We start from the raw sequence: 14,934 nt of genomic DNA on the forward strand, positions 1-14,934 counted from the left end.
CGGCGGGGCGGACGGCTCCGGCCGCGGGCCGGCGGGGTCGGGAAAGTCGGGCCGGAACGGCGGTCGCGTTCAGCTGTCGCGGCGCCCCGGGGTCCCGGGCCCGTACCCGCGCCGGTCCGTCCCCGGCCGTGCGTCGAACGCCGAGCCGGACCAGGTGGGCGGCTGCGTGTTCGGGGCGGGTGTGCGGCGGCGGGACGCGGCCCGGTTCCAGTCGCCGTCCCCGAGGACCAGCATCGGGTCGAACATCACCACCACCCCCGCGAGCGCCAGGAAGAGGACCGGGCCGATGAGCATCGGCAGCAGCAGCGAGTGGGCCGGGTCTCCCGAGTCCGGTGTGCCTACCGCGACGTGCAGATGCACACTGACGGCCGCCATGCCCGTGTAGTGCATCCCGGTCACGGCGACGCCCATGACCAGGCCGGCCGCCAGGCTGGTCAGAAAGCCGCGGATGGCGACCGCCGCCCACAGCGCGGCGGTCGCGGCGACGACGGCGATCAGGACGGAGAGCGCGACGGTACGGACCTCGTAGCGCAGGTCGCCGTTGAGCCGGATGGCGGCCATGCCTATGTAGTGCATGGCCGCGACCCCGAGGCCGGTGAACGTGCCCGCGACGAGCAGGGTCGCCGTGTTCGCGCCGCGACAGCCGACGGCGAGGACGCCGAGACCGACCACCGCGATCGCCACCGCGAGGCTGAGGATCGTCAGGCCGGTGTCGTAGTGGATGCGGCTCTCCTCGACCTGGAATCCGATCATGGCGATGAAGTGCATCGTCCAGATGCCGCAGCCGATCGACGCCGCCCCGAGCGCGAGCCAGCCCGGTCTCCAGGACCGGTCGTCGCGCAGGGACCGGGTGATGCAGCGCAGGCCCAGGGCGGCCCCCAGACAGGCCATGACATAGGCCGTGAGCGGCGTGATCATTCCATAGCTGAATCCGTCGACCGTGCCCTGCATATGCCAACATCCCCCCGGAATACGACTGTTGCGGGGACACATGTACGCGCCATGACGGACCGTCAGCAAGGGGTTTCGTGCAATCGCAGCCAACGGAATTCCATGTCGGTCAATTCCGGTCACACATAGGCTTCTTCGAGCCGGAGGCGGTTATTCCGGTGGTGCGGCCCGTTACCGGCCGCTCCGCCCGCCTCCTCAGGCCTGCGGTTTCGACGTCACCGTGAACTGGGCCCCGTCGGGATCCCTCAGCACCGCCTCCGTGGTGGTCGCGCCGTCCCGGACCGTACCGCCGTGCTTCAGCGCCGCGTCGACACAGGCCTCGACGTCCGTGACCGCGAAGTGGACCTGCCAGTGGGGCCGGATCGTGGGATCGGGGGCGGCCTCCACCGCGCCGGAGTGGATACGGGCCACCACGTCGCCGTCGCTGCGCAGGACGACCTCGTCACCGTCGTAGTGCACCTCGCAGCAGCCGGGCCGCGAGGTCGCCCACTCCAGCACCTCGCCGTAGAACATCGCGGCGTCGAAGGCGTTGCGCGTGTGCAGGCGCAGGAAGGCGGGGGCGGCCCGGCGCCAGGTCTCCCAGCCGGCGACGAGCTGGCCCTCCCAGATGCCGAAGACCGCTCCGTCGCGGTCCGCCAGCAGGGCCGCCCGGCCGGGCGGGAAGCCGATGGGGCCGACCGCCGCCGTACCGCCGCGCTCCTGGCCCCGGGCCACCGCCTCGTCGGCGCTGTCCACCGCGAAGTAAGGGGTCCAGGCGACCGCCATCTGCCACGTCGTGGCCACGGCCGCGACGCCCGCGACCGGCACCCCGTCCGCGTAGGCGATCCGGAACCGGTCCATCAGCGCGGTCGTCCGGAACCGCCACCCGAGCACCGCCTGGTAGAAGTCCTCGGCGGCCTGCTGGTCGCGCGCCGTGAGACTGACCCAGCACGGGGCTCCCGCGACCGAGTGGCTGGAGACGACGTCGCTGCGGACACTTGCGTCGCTGTTCATGGCAGTACCGTTCCTGAGTCGTACCGAGGGGAGGGGACGGACACCCGACAGCGGTCGGAAGCACGGGCCGGGCCGCGGTGCCGTCTTCCTCAGCATCCCCCTCTCGCGCCTCCTTCGCCCGGAGGCGAGCGGGGTCCCACGCCCCGAGTACCCGGCGCCCCCACCCGAAACAAACCGGTGCCCAGGACCCCTCAATCGTGCGCCGGCCTGTCGCTCAGCCGGTGGTCGGCCAGATTCAGCGCCTCGTCCACGACGCGCCGCAGATGCCCGTCCCGCAGCGAATAGATCATCCGGCGGCCCTCCTTGCGTGTGTTGACGAGCCCCGCGAGCCGCAGCCTCGCCAGGTGCTGGCTGACCGCCGGGCGGGCGGCCCCGCACCGCTCCGTGAGGGTCGTGACGTCCGCCCCGCCCTCGGCCAGGGCGTGCAGCAGGACGAGACGGGTGCGATCACCCAGGAGGGCGAGAAGTTCGGCGGCGAGGGCGAACTGCTCCTCGCCCGGTGTACGCGGATGCTCATCGTGCGCAGGTGACAGGTGCATGCGTGCGCTCATACGCACATAATGGCTCGGTTAGGCGGTCGAGTCCACCTCGTTCACGGACATCCGCCGGGACAGACGCACGGACATCCGCAGGGGCATCCCGGAAAGGGGACCTGGTGAGCACCGAGCACGGCGTCGGGCACGACGGAGAACACGGGCATGACCATGGGCACAGGCATCCACATGGGCACGAGCACGGGCGCCGCTCCGGGGGTCCGTCCCGGCCGGAGCGCGGGCTCCGGCACCGGTTGGCCCACCTCCTCACCCCGCACTCCCACACGAGCGGCGACAAGGTCGACCCCGCCCTGGAGTCGTCCGCCCGCGGTATCCGTACGCTCTGGATCTCGCTGGCCGTCCTCGGCGCGACCGCCGCGGTCCAGGCGGTCGTCGTCGCCCTCTCCGGCTCGGTGGCGCTGCTGGGCGACACCGTGCACAACGCGGCGGACGCGCTCACGGCCGTACCGCTCGGCATCGCCTTCGTGCTGGGGCGGCGGGCGGCCGACCGCCGGTTCACGTACGGATACGGCCGCGCCGAGGACCTGGCGGGACTCGTGATCGTGCTGACGATCGCGGCCTCCGCGGTCTTCGCGGGCTGGACGGCGATCGACCGGCTGCTCGATCCGCACCCCGTCGAGCGGCTGCCGGTGGTCGCCGCCGCGGCCGTCATCGGCTTCGCGGGCAACGAGTGGGTGGCCCGCTACCGCATCCGCGTCGGCCGCGCGATCGGCTCGGCGGCGCTGGTCGCGGACGGGCTCCACGCGCGGACGGACGGCTTCACCTCGCTCGCCGTGCTGCTGGGCGCGGGCGGCGCGGCGATCGGCTGGCAGCTCGAGGACCCGGTGGTCGGACTGGTGATCACGGCGGCCCTGCTGCTGGTGCTGCGGGACGCCGCGCGCGAGGTGTTCCGCCGGGTCATGGACGCGGTCGACCCGGCCCTGCTCGACGCGGCCGAGCGGGCGTTGAGGGAGGTGCCGGGCGTGCGCGGGGTCGGCGAACTGCGGCTGCGCTGGATCGGCCACCGGCTGCGCGCCGAGGTGGCCGTGGTCGTCGACGGGGAGTCCAGCGTCCGCGCGGCCCACCGGGTGGCGGTCGCGGCCGAACACGCCCTCCTGCACGCCGTACCGGGGCTCACCGCGGCCCTGGTGCACGCCGACCCGTCGCCCGCGCCGGGCGAGCCGGACCCCCACCTGGCGCTGGCCCACCATGCGCCGGGGCCGGCCTGAGCGGTCAGGCGTTCCCGAGCCCCTCCAGGACCACGGCGTTCGGCAGCTCGGCGAAGGCCTTGCCGGGCAGGATCAGCTTTCCGCGCCGCCGGCCGCTGCCCACCAGCACGTACGGCAGGTCGACGACGGCCGAGTCCACCAACACCGGCCAGTGTGCGGGCAGTCCGACCGGGGTGATGCCGCCGTACTCCATGCCGGTCTCACCGGTCGCCGTGTCCATCGACGCGAACGACGCCTTGCGTGCGCCGAGTTGCCGCCGGACCACGCCGTTCACGTCGACGCGGGTGGCGGACAGCACCACGCAGGCGGCGAGCGTGGTCTCCCCGCCGCGCTTGCCGGCGACGACCACGCAGTTCGCCGACCTGTCCAGGAGTTCCGGACCGTAGTGTTCGAGGAACGTGGCGGTGTCGGCCCATTCGGGCTCGGTGTCGACGTACACGATCTGCTCGGCGGGGACGCCGCCGTGCCAGTCGCGTACGGCGTCGGCGACCGGGCGGGTCAGCACGTCGAGGCGTTCGGTGGCGGGCGAGACGTCGTCGAAGTGTCCGATGGGTGCGCGCATGACGGCACGCTAACAGCCGCGCGAACGGCCCCGCCCAGTGCCTCGGCCACCCCTTCCGGGGGGGTCCGCGCAGGGCGTCGGTGCAGCGCCTCAGTGCACGCCGGGGACCGACACCGCCATGATCATCTCCGCGGGTACGTCTCCCGCGTTGGCGTACGTGTGGGGGGTGTTGGCCTCGAAGGAGGCGCTGGAACCGGCCGGGACGCGGTACTCCGTGCCGTCGACGGTGAGCGCCAGTTCGCCCTTCGTGACGTGGAGGAGTTCGACCGTGCCCGTGGGGTGCGGGTCCGAGGGGCTGCCCTCGCCCGGCATCAGCCGCCAGTCCCACATCTCCAGCGGGCCGGGTGCCTCGGTGCCCGCGAGGAGCCGGTTGTAGCTGCCTGCGTCGGTGTGCCAGAGCCGTACGGCCTGCTCCGCCGGGACGATCCGGACCTTCGGGCCCTGCTCGTAGTCGAGCAGGGTGGTGACGCTGATGCCGAGCGCGTCGCCGATCTTGACGACGGTGCCGAGGCTGGGGTTGGTGCGGGCCTGCTCGATCTGGATGAGCATGCCGCGGCTGACCCCGGCGCGGGCGGCGAGGGCGTCGAGGGTGAAGCCGCGCTCGGTGCGCCATCGCTTGACGTTGCGCGCCAGTGACTGGGTCAGGAGGTCGAGGTCCGACACATTCCGTCCAATATCATGGATGACAGAGTCTGGTGAACTGAACTGCGGTGGGGTGCACCGGATTGTCCACCGAACTGTACTGGGGTGCGGGCGCGCCGGGGCGGGGGTGCGCAGTTCCCCCGCCCCTTACGGGGCCACACCTCAGGCCCGTCGATGGGCGCGGGCACGTCGGGGCCGGCGTGCGCAGTTCCCCGCGCCCCTTACGGGGCCACACCACAGGCCCGTCGATGGGCGCGGGCACGTCGGGGCCGGCGTGCGCAGTTCCCCGCGCCCCTTACTCGTGGGCGTTCTCCGTCGCTCTCAGGGCTTCGAGGCTCTTCGCGTCCAGTTCGGCCAGGGCCAGCAGTTGTTCCGGGGTGATGTCGTCGGGGATCGGGGTCGGGGCCGGGGTGCGCAGCGGGGGCTGCCAGCCTTCGGCCGGGGTCCAGCTGCGGACCACGCGGGCCGGCGCCCCGGCCACCACCGCGTGGTCGGGAACCACCCCGCGTACCACCGCTCCGGCCGCCACCACCACGTTCCGTCCGATGCGCGCCCCCGGCAGAATCACCGCCCCGGTGCCGATCCAGCAGCCGGGGCCGATCTCCACCGGCTCCATCCGCGGCCACTGCTTGCCGATGGGCACCTGCGGATCGTCGTACGAGTGGTTCGTGGACGTCACGTACACATACGGCCCGAAGTAGCAGTCGCTGCCGATCGTGACCGTCGTGTCGGCGATGACATGGCTGCCGCGCCCCAGGACGACACCGTTGCCGACCCGCAGTATGGGCTCGGCGCCGAGGTCGAGATCCGGCATCAACCCGGCGGTCAGCGTGACCTGTTCGCCGATGATGCAGTGGTCGCCCAGGTGGATCCACGGCTCGCCGAACACCGTGCCCTGCGGGAAGGCCAGCCTGGTGCCCGCGCCCATCGCGCCGAACCGCAGCCGTCCCGGCCGCTCGGCCGTCACCGCGCCGGTCCGCTGCACCCAGGCCCAGCCCGCATGGACGGCCCGCTGGACGAGGCGGCTCCGCCGGGACGAGAACGTGTTCCTGCTCTTGGGCACCCGCACACCGTACTCAGCGTCCCGTCCGCCCAAGAGTTCGCCGGCCTGTGATCTTCGCCCCACCGCCGTCGACCTGCGGTTCACCCGCAGCGGATGATGCGCCCGCACCCCGTCGGAGGTGCGCTGTCACCATGACCTGGCACCGCGTTCTTCATCCCTTCGACACCGCGGAACGCCTCGCGCGGTTCGCCGTGGGGGCCGCCGCCGACGCCACCGACGCGCTGATCCGCGGGCTGACGGCCGCGGTCGTCGACCGGCTGGACCTGGACGAGCTCGTGTCCCGCGTGGACGTGAACCGGGTCGCCGAGCGCGTCGACGTCGACCTGATCGCGTCCCGGCTGGATCTCGACGCCGTGCTCGCCCGTATCGATCTGGCCGTCCTCACCAAGGACGTGCTGGAGGAGATCGACCTCGGCCGGATCGTCCGCGACACCGGGGGCGGACTGGCCGACGAGACCGTCCGCGGGCTCCGGGCCCGGAGCATGCGGGCCGACCGGATGGTGGACCGCATCGCCGACCGCCTCCTGCGCAGACCCGACACGGATCAGGAACGGGGGCAGGACCAAGGACAGGAACAGGGTCAGGGTCCCGTTTCGGTGGCCGGCCCGTCCCGCGAGCAGGCTCGGTGACGGGGCACCATGACGGGGGCGGAGCGGGCTGCGGGCCCGCCGGAGGAGGCCGCAGGACTCGTGTCACGCACCCTGGCGAGCCTGGTCGACGCGTTCGTGGTCGCCGGGCTCGGACTCGCCGCGCGGCTCGGGGCCGGTGCCCTGCGGCTGGTCGTCACCGGACCGCCGTTCCGGCTGCCCGACCCGCCGGCCTGGCTCTCCGGGCTGTGCGGCTGGACCATCGCCGTGCTCTACCTCGCCGGCAGCTGGGTGATGACCGGCAGCACCGTGGGCGACCGGCTGCTGGGCCTGCGCGTCACCGCCCGCTCGGGCCGGCCGCTGGGCGTCCTCCGCGCCCTCTCACGCGCCGCGCTGTGCCTGGTGTTCCCCCTGGGGCTGCTGTGGATTCCGGTGAGCGGGCACCGTGCGTCGGTCCATGACCTCGTCCTCGCCACCGCAGTCCGCCACCACGGCAGGTGACGGACCCGTACGAGGGTCCGAGGACCGGTAGTCCGGCAGTCCGGCAGTCCGGCAGTCCGGCAGTCCGGCAGTCCGGCAGTCCGGCAGTCCGGCAGTCCGGCAGTCCGGTAGTCCGGTAGTCCGGTAGTCCGGTAAGAGGGTCTACGGCCCGGTACGAGCGTGTCTACGGGCCGGTCGGCTGCCGGGGCAGCAGGGCCGCGGCGCCGAGTCCGCCCAGGCCCACGAAGGCCAGTACGCCCAGCGACACGGCGTACGGCCCGGCCGCGGGGTCGGCGACCAGGATCGTGCCGGCGATCGCCGTGCCGAGCGACGAGCCGAGGTTCGACACACTGCGGGACAGCCCCGAGATCTCGCCCTGCCGCTCCTCACCGAAGCTCGACTGGACGACGTTGACCGACGGGGTGAGCATCACGCCGAGCCCGAGGCCGATGAGGAGCAGACCGGGGGTGAAAGCCCAGACGCTCGGCGAGCCGGAGGCCAGCACGATGAGCAGAGCGATCCCGCAGATCGTGACGCAGAAGCCCACGACGATGAGCGTCCGCTGCGCCCACCGCTTCACCAGACGCTCGGCGGCGAGCGAGGCCGTGAGGATGCCGAGGGTGGCCGCGGTGAAGATCGCCCCGGTCTCTATCGCGTCGTACCCGCGCACCACCTGCAGATACGCGGCCACCACGAACGACACCCCCATCAGCATCAGCCACTGGGCGTGCTGGGTGACGAGCCCGAGGTTGGACGTACGGTCGTGGAACAGGCTCGTCGAGAACAACGGTTCCCGCCCGGACCGTTCCTTCGCGCGCACCCAGCGGAAGAGCCACACCAGGACGAGCGCGCCGAGCACCAGCAGGCCCGCCATCAGCCAGCCGTTGTCGTCGGCGGCCAGGATGCCCATGACGACGAGGACCAGGCCCACCGCGGACAGGACGGCTCCGCCGGTGTCGAAGTGCCGGTCCGGCTCCGGTGGCAGGGGGTCCTTGACGTGGCGGCTCAGCACGATGATCAGTGCGACCACCACCGCCTGGAAGACGAAGGCGGCCCGCCAGCCGATCGCCGAGGTGATGAGCCCCCCGATCAGCGGCCCGGCGGCGGCGCCGATCCCGCCCAGCGCCATGACGGTCCCGAACGCGCGGGCCCGGGAGGTCACGTCGGGGAACAGGAGCGTGGTGAGGATGTAGACGGGCGGGATGAGCAGGGCCGTGCCGATTCCCTGGAGGATCGAGTAGCCGAGGCCGAGGACCCCCAGGCCCGGAGCGAGTGCGCTGAGCACGGCTCCCACCCCGTAGACGGTGAGGCCGACGAGGAAGCAGCGTTTGCGGCCGTAGCGGTCGGTCAGCTTGCCGCCCGGGATCATCAGCGCAGCCATCGTCAGCAGGAAGACCGTGATGACGGTCTGCACGCCCTGGACGGTGGTGTCCAGGTCCTCGCTGATGTCGTTGATCATGACGTTCATGTTGGAGCCGGCGTAGCTGCAGATGAACTGGGCGAGCGCGAGCGGGGCCAGGACGCGTCGCGCGGGGCGCGACGTCTGGGCCGGGGACCCCGCTCCGGGGGGTTTCGGTGTCATCGCCATGTCGGCTCCCGAACGCTCGGATGCCGATATCGTCCGGGGCGGCTGATCGCCCGTCATCACCCTTGCGAGGTGACGACGGGTTCGTGCGCCGCGGGGTAAATGTCGATGGTCGAGGGGACCGGGGCGGAGGGGCCGCGATGCCAGGTGACAGGAAAAGCGCTGCGAGCGTCCCGCCCGGCCTGCGCACACTCCTGGCCTACCGGCGGGAGTGGCTGGTCAAGGACGTCGTCGCGGGCGTCGTCCTCACGACGCTGCTCGTACCGCAGGGCATGGCGTACGCCGAACTGGCGGGGCTGCCGGCCATCACCGGCCTGTACACGTCCGTGCTCTGTCTGCTCGCCTACGCCGTGTTCGGCCCGTCACGGATCCTGGTGCTCGGCCCGGACTCCTCGCTGGGCCCGATGATCGCCGCCACCGTGCTGCCCCTGATCGTCGCCGGAGGGGACAGCACCCGTGCCGTGGCGCTCGCCTCGATGCTCGCGCTCATGGTCGGGGCGATCACGATCCTGGCGGGGGTGGCCAAGCTCGGCTTCATCGCCGACCTCATCTCCAAGCCCACCATGATCGGCTACATGAACGGCCTGGCCCTCACCATCCTGATCGGGCAGCTGCCGAAGCTGTTCGGGTTCAAGACGGACGCCGACGGGCTGCTCGCCGAGGTCGGTGACTTCGTCCAGGGGCTGGCCGACGGGAAGGCGGTCCCGGCCGCCGTGGCGGTGGGCGGCACGGGAATCGTGCTGATCCTGGTCCTGCAGCACTGGCTGCCGAAGGTGCCGGCGGTCCTCGTCATGGTGCTGCTGGCGATCGCCGCGACCTCGCTCTTCGACCTGGACCGGCACGGGGTCGGCCTGGTGGGCGAACTGCCCCGCGGCTTTCCGCCGCTGACCTGGCCGGACATCCGCTGGGACGACCTCGGCCCGCTCTTCGTCGGCGCGCTGGGCATCGCGCTCGTCTCGCTCGCCGACACCATCTCCAACGCCTCGGCGTTCGCCACCCGCACCGGGCAGGAGATCCGCGGCAACGAGGAGATGACCGCGATCGGCGCGGCGAACGTGGCGGCCGGTCTGTTCCAGGGCTTTCCCGTCAGCACGAGCGGCTCACGGACGGCCGTGGCCGAACGGGCGGGCGCCCGGAGCCAGATCACCGGGGTGGTCGGGGCCGGCCTGATCGTGCTCATGCTGGTGCTGCTTCCCGGGCTGTTCCGCAACCTGCCCCAGCCCGCGCTGGCCGCGGTCGTGATCACGGCGTCGGTGTCGCTGGCCGACCTGCCGGGGACGGTACGGCTGTGGCGTCAGCGCAAGACGGAGTTCCTGCTGACGATCGCGGCCTTCCTGGGGGTCGCCCTGCTCGGTGTGCTGCCCGGGATCGCGGTCGCCGTCGGCCTGTCCATCCTCAATGTCTTCCGGCGCGCCTGGTGGCCGTACAACACCGTCCTGGGCCGGGTGCCGGGGCTTGAGGGCTACCACGACGTCCGCTCGTACCCGCAGGCCGAGCACCTGCCCGGTCTGGTGATCCACCGCTTCGACGGCCCGCTGTTCTTCGCCAACGCCAAGGCCTTCCGCAACGAGGTGACGCGGCTGGCCCTCGGCGAACCGCAGCCCGTCTGGGTGCTGATCGCGGCCGAGCCGGTGACCGACGTGGACACCACGGCAGCCGACGAACTGGAGGAGCTGGACGAGGCGCTCAACGAGCGGGGCATCAGCCTGGTGTTCGCCGAGCTCAAGGATCCGGTGCGGCGCAAGATCGAGCAGTACGAACTCACGCGCACCATCGATCCGGAGCACTTCTTCCCCACCATCGAGGCCGCCGTCGCCGCCTACCGGGAGAAGACCGGTGCACGCTGGGCGGCGACGGACCGGCCGCCGCCCTCTCAGGACTGAGCGCCCGCCTCGTCGGCCGAGCCGACCGAGAGGACGTGCGTGTCCCAGGCGTCCAGATCGACGAAGAGGCCGGGACCGGTCAGTTCGGCGCCGGAGCGCGGGTACCGGGCGGCGTCGAGCAGACTGCTCAACGTCCACTCGTCGGGGCCGAGTTCGGGCCACGGCAGCCGGATCCTCGCCTGGGCGCGATGTCCGGAGAGGTTGGCCACCGTCAGGAAGCGGCCCGCCCCGCCCGACCAGCCCCAGGCGAGCAGATCGCGGTGGGAGGAGTTGTCGGGCCAGCCCTCGCAGTCGAGGAGCCGCCACTGTCCGGTGCGCATCCCGCTCCGGTGGACCGCGCCGAGCAGCCGCTCGTGGAAGGCGCGCAGCGCGAGGTCCGGCGTCTCGTCCGGCCGTCGGTCCAGGAAGACCGGCAGTTGGACGCGGCGCCCGGTGAACTGGCCCTCGTGCCACAGGGTCGCCCCGGGCAGCGTGGCGATCATGACGGACGCGGCCCGTTCCTTCGCCGGGTCCATGGTGGACGCGGCCCGTGGCTCGTCGTGGTTCTCCAGGAACCGTACGAGTTTGCGCTGGTAGGTGTCGTCCGCCGTGAGGTGCCCGCGGACGGACTCGGGGCTCTCGTGCAGCAGGCGGTCGTAGAGCCGTTTGTCGTAGCAGAAGTCGAAGCCCTGCCGCTGCAGGTCCCATTCGAGGTCCCAGTACGCCTCGGCGGCGAAGATCATGCCGGGATGCGCGCGCCGTACCGCGGACATGACGGTGGGCCAGAAGTCCTCCGCCGGACGCTCGCCCGCGCGCTCGCCCCAGGTCCGGGCGAAGACGTCGTTCATCATCAGCATGGCCATGTCGCAGCGGACCCCGTCGCACAGGTCGCCGATCCGGATGAGGACGTCCGTGGTGGCCGCGCGCAGGGCGGGTGCGAAGGCGTTGAGCTGCACCACGTCCGCCCAGGGCGAGAAGAAGGGGTCCCGGCCACGGGCGAGGACCTGGCCCTCCACCGCGAGGTAGGCCGCCGGGTCCTGGCGCAGTTCCTCCTCGCTCCCCCGGACGAAGTACTCCGGGTGCGCGGTCGTCCAGGGGCTGTCCGGCGCCACGTGGTTGGGCACGTGGTCGAGGAGCAGTCCGATGCCCCTGCTCGCCAGTTCGGCGCGCGCGGCGGCGAGTCCGGCGCTCCCGCCGAGGTCCGCGTCGACCTCGTAGCGGCGGACGCAGTACGGCGATCCGGCGATCTCGTCCTCGTGGAGGTCGGGCACGGCCCGGGTGAACGCGGCGCGCAGGGACGGGTCCCGCAGCGCGATGTCCCGGCCCCGCGGGCTGCGCTCCCACACGCCCATGAGCCATACGGCGTCGATGCCGTGCGGGGTGACCTCGTCCCACGCGTCCTTGGGGACGTCGCCCAGTCCCCCGGCGCGGCCGGTCCGCCGCTGGATCTCGCGGAGCCAGACCCGGGTGTTGACCTCGTGGACGACGGGTTGTGCCGGGATCGCGCTCATGGTGTGCCCTTCTTGGCGCGGTCGGTCAGGAAGTCGTTCGGGGTGAGCGTGCCGAAGACCGTCATCAGTGTGGCGACCAGACCTGTCCAGCCGGTCTGGTGGGACGCGCCCATCCCGGCGCCGTTGTCGCCGTGGAAGTACTCGTAGAACGAGATCAGGTCCCGCCAGTGCGGGTCGTCCTGGAGGATCCGCTGGCCTCCGTGGACGGGCCTGCGTCCGTCCTCGCCACGCAGGAAGAGCCGGGTGAGCCGCTCGGAGATCTCCTGGGCGACCTCGAAGAGGGTCATCCGGACGCCGGACCCGGTCGGACACTCCACGGTGAGGTCGTCGCCGTAGAAGCCGTACAGATTGAGCAGGGCCCGTACGACGAGGGCGTTCATCGGGAACCACACGGGCCCGCGCCAGTTGCTGTTGCCGCCGAACATCCCCGTGTCCGACTCCGCGGGCAGATAGCCGACCCGGTACTCCTCGCCGCGCACCCAGAAGCGGTAGGGGTGTTCGGCGTGGTGGCGGGAGAGGGACCTGATGCCGTACGGGCTGAGGAACTCCTCCTCGGACAGGAGGTAGGAGAGCACCCTGAACAGTTTCTTCTCGTCGACCACGGACAGCAGCCGGGGGCCGCCGGCCATACCCGCCTGTACGGAGGTGAGCGTCACCGAGAGCGAGGGGTGGCGGTCCGCGAAGCGGCGCAGCCGGTCGCCGATGCCCGACACCCTGGCCAGCTGGGCCGGCCGGAAGACGGTGGCCGCGCAGAGCGGGAGCAGTCCGACCATGGAGCGGACCTTGAGCCGCACGGCCTGTCCGTCGGGCAGCCGCAGGACGTCGTAGTAGAACCCGTCCTCCTCGTCCCAGAGTTCGTCCCCGAGGTCGCCGACCCGGTCCATGGACGCGGCGATCCACAGGTAGTGCTCGAAGAACTTCAGGACCAGGTCCTCGTACGCCTCATTGTGCTCGACGAGTTCCACGGCGATCTGCAGCATCGCCTGGCAGTACAGGGCCATCCACGCGGTGCCGTCGGCCTGTTCGAGCCGGCCGCCGGTGGGCAGGGGCGCGCTGCGGTCGAAGACGCCGATGTTGTCGAGGCCGAGGAAACCGCCCTCGAAGACGTTGCGGTCGTCCGGGTCCTTGCGGTTCACCCACCAGGTGAAGTTCGTCAGGAGCTTCTGGAAGACGCGCTCCAGGAACGCGCGGTCGGCACGCCCCGTGGTGCGCTCCTCCATCAGATAGACGAAGTACGCGGCCCAGGCGTGCACCGGCGGGTTGACGTCGGCGAAGTTCCACTCGTAGGCCGGGATCTGGCCGTTGGGGTGCAGGAAGGTGTCCTTGAGGAGCAGTTCGAGCTGTTCCTTGGCGAAGCGGACGTCCACGGTCGCGAGGGCCACGGTGTGGAACGCCAGGTCCCAGGCGGCGAACCAGGGGTACTCCCACTTGTCGGGCATGGACACGATGTCGTCGCTGACCATGTGGAACCACTCGCGGTTGCGCACCCCGGGCCGCGGCATGCTCCACGGGTTCAGGCCGTGTTCGGCCAGCCAGGTCTCCAGGTCGAACAGGTAGTACTGCTTCGACCAGAGCATCCCGGCGAGCGCCTGCCGCTGCACCCGGGCCCGGTCCTCGTCGGCGCCCTCGGGAGTCAGCTCGCGGTAGAAGGCGTCGGCTTCGGCGATCCGGTCCTCGAACACGGCCTCGAAACCGCGGACGTCGAAACCGCCGGAGCCGACACCGCTGGAGCCGGCACCTCTGGAGCCGGCACCTCTGGAGTCGGGACCGCTGGAGTCGGAGGGCTGCGCGTCCGTGGGCGCGATCCTCAGGCGCAAGGTCGTGGCACCGCCCGCGGGGACGGTGAGCGTGTGGTGCGCCGCCGCCTTGGTGCCCTCCCGCGCCGGGTTGACGGCGTCGCGCTCACCGTCCACCACGTACCTGCCGATGCCGTCCTTGACGTACGGGGAGGAGTTGGGCAGGCCGAAGAGCCGCTCGGCGTTCGTCTCGTTCTCCGTGAACAGCAGGGGTGCTCCCGCCCCGAACCGGCAGTCGTAGCTGCCGAGTCGCGGGTGCTCGGCGCGGATCGTCGCCGTGCCGGGCGGGCCGTCGACCGCGCTCATCCGCGGTTTCGGGTCACCGTCGCCGTTCTGCCACGACCAGGTGTTGCGGAACCAGAGGGTCGGCAGGACGTGCAGCGTCGCCTCGTCGGGACCGCGGTTGGCGACGGTGACGCGGGCCAGTACGTCGTCCGACGACGCCTTGGCGTACTCCACCGTCACGTCGAAGTAGCGGCTCTCGTCGAAGACCCCGGTGTCGAGGAGTTCGTACTCGTACTCGTCGCGACCGCGTTCGCGGTTGACGGCCACCAGGTCGTTGTACGGGAACTCGGCCTGCGGGTACTTGTACAGGTACTTCATGTAGGAGTGGCTCGGCGTGCTGTCCAGATAGAAGTAGTACTCCTTGACGTCCTCGCCGTGGTTGCCCTCGCCGTTGGTGAGGCCGAAGGCGCGTTCCTTGAGGATCGGGTCGCGGCCGTTCCACAGGGCGAGTGCCAGGCACAGCCGCTGCTTCTCGTCGCAGATGCCGCCCAGTCCGTCCTCACCCCACCGGTAGGCGCGGGAGCGCGCGTGGTCGTGCGGGAAGTACGACCACGCGTCGCCGCCGTCGCTGTAGTCCTCCCGGACGGTGCCCCACTGACGCTCACTCAGGTAGGGACCCCACCGGCGCCATCGGCCTCCGTCGTCCCCGGTCGGACCGATCCGCTCGCCGCTCGTCCGCTCACTCATCCTGGCTCCCTGTGACAGGCCTACCGGGGCTGCGTCAGTCTGTCCGGCCCGTCCCGACAGGGCCTCACCTGCCACGGGTGAGGCCCTGTCCAGGCCGGCCCCTCACCTGTGGCGGGTGACGCGCACCGGTCCGGAAGACGGCTGGATGGAGGCGGACCACATCGAAAG

Annotated in this window: 13 protein-coding genes; 4 read left to right on the forward strand and 9 right to left on the reverse strand. The window is 71.6% G+C overall.

Features of this window, described 5'->3' with window-relative positions; translation table 11 throughout:
- Nucleotides 1-69: 69 nt before the first annotated feature.
- The 3 genes from K3769_RS03825 to K3769_RS03835 all read right to left on the reverse strand — a co-directional run bounded on the left by K3769_RS03825 (nucleotide 70) and on the right by K3769_RS03835 (nucleotide 2,495).
- Nucleotides 70-951, reverse strand: a complete 882-nt coding sequence (locus K3769_RS03825; RefSeq protein ID WP_267025026.1) for an MHYT domain-containing protein — start codon at nucleotides 949-951, stop codon at nucleotides 70-72.
- A gap of 195 nt (nucleotides 952-1,146) precedes the next feature.
- Nucleotides 1,147-1,944, reverse strand: coding sequence for a VOC family protein (locus tag K3769_RS03830; protein ID WP_267025027.1), 798 nt, complete (start codon nucleotides 1,942-1,944; stop codon nucleotides 1,147-1,149).
- A gap of 191 nt (nucleotides 1,945-2,135) precedes the next feature.
- Nucleotides 2,136-2,495, reverse strand: a complete 360-nt coding sequence (locus K3769_RS03835; RefSeq protein WP_267025028.1) for an ArsR/SmtB family transcription factor — start codon at nucleotides 2,493-2,495, stop codon at nucleotides 2,136-2,138.
- Nucleotides 2,496-2,599: 104 nt separating this feature from the next.
- Here K3769_RS03835 and K3769_RS03840 point away from each other — a divergent pair, with 104 nt between their 5' ends.
- Entirely contained in the window at nucleotides 2,600-3,706 is a 1,107-nt protein-coding gene (locus K3769_RS03840) for a cation diffusion facilitator family transporter (protein ID WP_267025029.1), read from the forward strand.
- Nucleotides 3,707-3,710: 4 nt separating this feature from the next.
- Here K3769_RS03840 and K3769_RS03845 read toward each other — a convergent pair whose 3' ends face one another.
- The 3 genes from K3769_RS03845 to K3769_RS03855 form a co-directional block, all read right to left on the reverse strand.
- The gene (locus tag K3769_RS03845; RefSeq protein WP_267025030.1) at nucleotides 3,711-4,268 is read right to left on the reverse strand and encodes a YbaK/EbsC family protein; all 558 of its coding nucleotides are present in this window, start codon (nucleotides 4,266-4,268) and stop codon (nucleotides 3,711-3,713) included.
- 90 nt (nucleotides 4,269-4,358) lie between these two features.
- Entirely contained in the window at nucleotides 4,359-4,931 is a 573-nt protein-coding gene (locus tag K3769_RS03850) for a helix-turn-helix domain-containing protein (protein ID WP_267025031.1), read from the reverse strand.
- A 274-nt stretch (nucleotides 4,932-5,205) separates the two neighbouring features.
- Nucleotides 5,206-5,973, reverse strand: coding sequence for an acyltransferase (locus tag K3769_RS03855; RefSeq protein WP_267025032.1), 768 nt, complete (start codon nucleotides 5,971-5,973; stop codon nucleotides 5,206-5,208).
- Between the two features lie 131 nt (nucleotides 5,974-6,104).
- On the opposite strand from K3769_RS03855, the gene K3769_RS03860 reads away from it, so the two are divergent.
- Nucleotides 6,105-6,602 carry a hypothetical protein gene (locus K3769_RS03860; protein ID WP_267025033.1) on the forward strand — a complete coding sequence of 166 codons (498 nt, stop codon included), beginning with the start codon at nucleotides 6,105-6,107 and terminating at the stop codon, nucleotides 6,600-6,602.
- 60 nt (nucleotides 6,603-6,662) lie between these two features.
- Nucleotides 6,663-7,061 (forward strand): RDD family protein, encoded by a 399-nt coding sequence (locus K3769_RS03865; protein ID WP_267025034.1) that lies wholly within the window; start codon nucleotides 6,663-6,665, stop codon nucleotides 7,059-7,061.
- A gap of 163 nt (nucleotides 7,062-7,224) precedes the next feature.
- Here the strand turns inward: K3769_RS03865 and K3769_RS03870 are convergent, their stop codons facing one another.
- On the reverse strand, nucleotides 7,225-8,622 hold the full coding sequence (locus K3769_RS03870) for an MFS transporter (protein ID WP_267031239.1): 1,398 nt from the start codon (nucleotides 8,620-8,622) through the stop codon (nucleotides 7,225-7,227).
- 143 nt (nucleotides 8,623-8,765) lie between these two features.
- Between K3769_RS03870 and K3769_RS03875 the strand changes: the two genes are divergently transcribed.
- Nucleotides 8,766-10,508: a SulP family inorganic anion transporter gene (locus tag K3769_RS03875; protein WP_267025035.1), complete on the forward strand. Its 1,743-nt coding sequence runs from the start codon at nucleotides 8,766-8,768 to the stop codon at nucleotides 10,506-10,508.
- Here the strand turns inward: K3769_RS03875 and K3769_RS03880 are convergent.
- Both K3769_RS03880 and K3769_RS03885 read right to left on the reverse strand, forming a co-directional pair.
- A complete protein-coding gene (locus K3769_RS03880) occupies nucleotides 10,499-11,998 on the reverse strand; it encodes an alpha-amylase family protein (RefSeq protein WP_267025036.1) in 1,500 nt (499 codons plus the stop codon). The two genes, K3769_RS03875 and K3769_RS03880, sit on opposite strands and share 10 nt — an antisense overlap.
- Nucleotides 11,995-14,766 carry an MGH1-like glycoside hydrolase domain-containing protein gene (locus K3769_RS03885; protein WP_267025037.1) on the reverse strand — a complete coding sequence of 924 codons (2,772 nt, stop codon included), beginning with the start codon at nucleotides 14,764-14,766 and terminating at the stop codon, nucleotides 11,995-11,997. The genes K3769_RS03880 and K3769_RS03885 overlap by 4 nt, the downstream gene beginning before the upstream one ends.
- Between the last annotated feature and the right edge of the window lie 168 nt (nucleotides 14,767-14,934).

It is taken from the genome of Streptomyces ortus, assembly GCF_026341275.1.
Classification (GTDB): Bacteria; Actinomycetota; Actinomycetes; order Streptomycetales; family Streptomycetaceae; genus Streptomyces; species Streptomyces ortus.

What these genes read in the sequence shown, in the direction of transcription:
- K3769_RS03825 (WP_267025026.1), bottom strand. Translation starts at nt 951, where the DNA reads ATGCAGGGCACGGTCGACGGATTCAGCTATGGAATGATCACGCCGCTC.
- K3769_RS03880 (WP_267025036.1), bottom strand. Translation starts at nt 11,998, where the DNA reads ATGAGCGCGATCCCGGCACAACCCGTCGTCCACGAGGTCAACACCCGG.
- K3769_RS03845 (WP_267025030.1), bottom strand. Translation starts at nt 4,268, where the DNA reads ATGCGCGCACCCATCGGACACTTCGACGACGTCTCGCCCGCCACCGAA.
- K3769_RS03860 (WP_267025033.1), top strand. Translation starts at nt 6,105, where the DNA reads ATGACCTGGCACCGCGTTCTTCATCCCTTCGACACCGCGGAACGCCTC.
- K3769_RS03875 (WP_267025035.1), top strand. Translation starts at nt 8,766, where the DNA reads ATGCCAGGTGACAGGAAAAGCGCTGCGAGCGTCCCGCCCGGCCTGCGC.
- K3769_RS03870 (WP_267031239.1), bottom strand. Translation starts at nt 8,622, where the DNA reads ATGACACCGAAACCCCCCGGAGCGGGGTCCCCGGCCCAGACGTCGCGC.
- K3769_RS03830 (WP_267025027.1), bottom strand. Translation starts at nt 1,944, where the DNA reads ATGAACAGCGACGCAAGTGTCCGCAGCGACGTCGTCTCCAGCCACTCG.
- K3769_RS03885 (WP_267025037.1), bottom strand. Translation starts at nt 14,766, where the DNA reads ATGAGTGAGCGGACGAGCGGCGAGCGGATCGGTCCGACCGGGGACGAC.
- K3769_RS03835 (WP_267025028.1), bottom strand. Translation starts at nt 2,495, where the DNA reads ATGAGCGCACGCATGCACCTGTCACCTGCGCACGATGAGCATCCGCGT.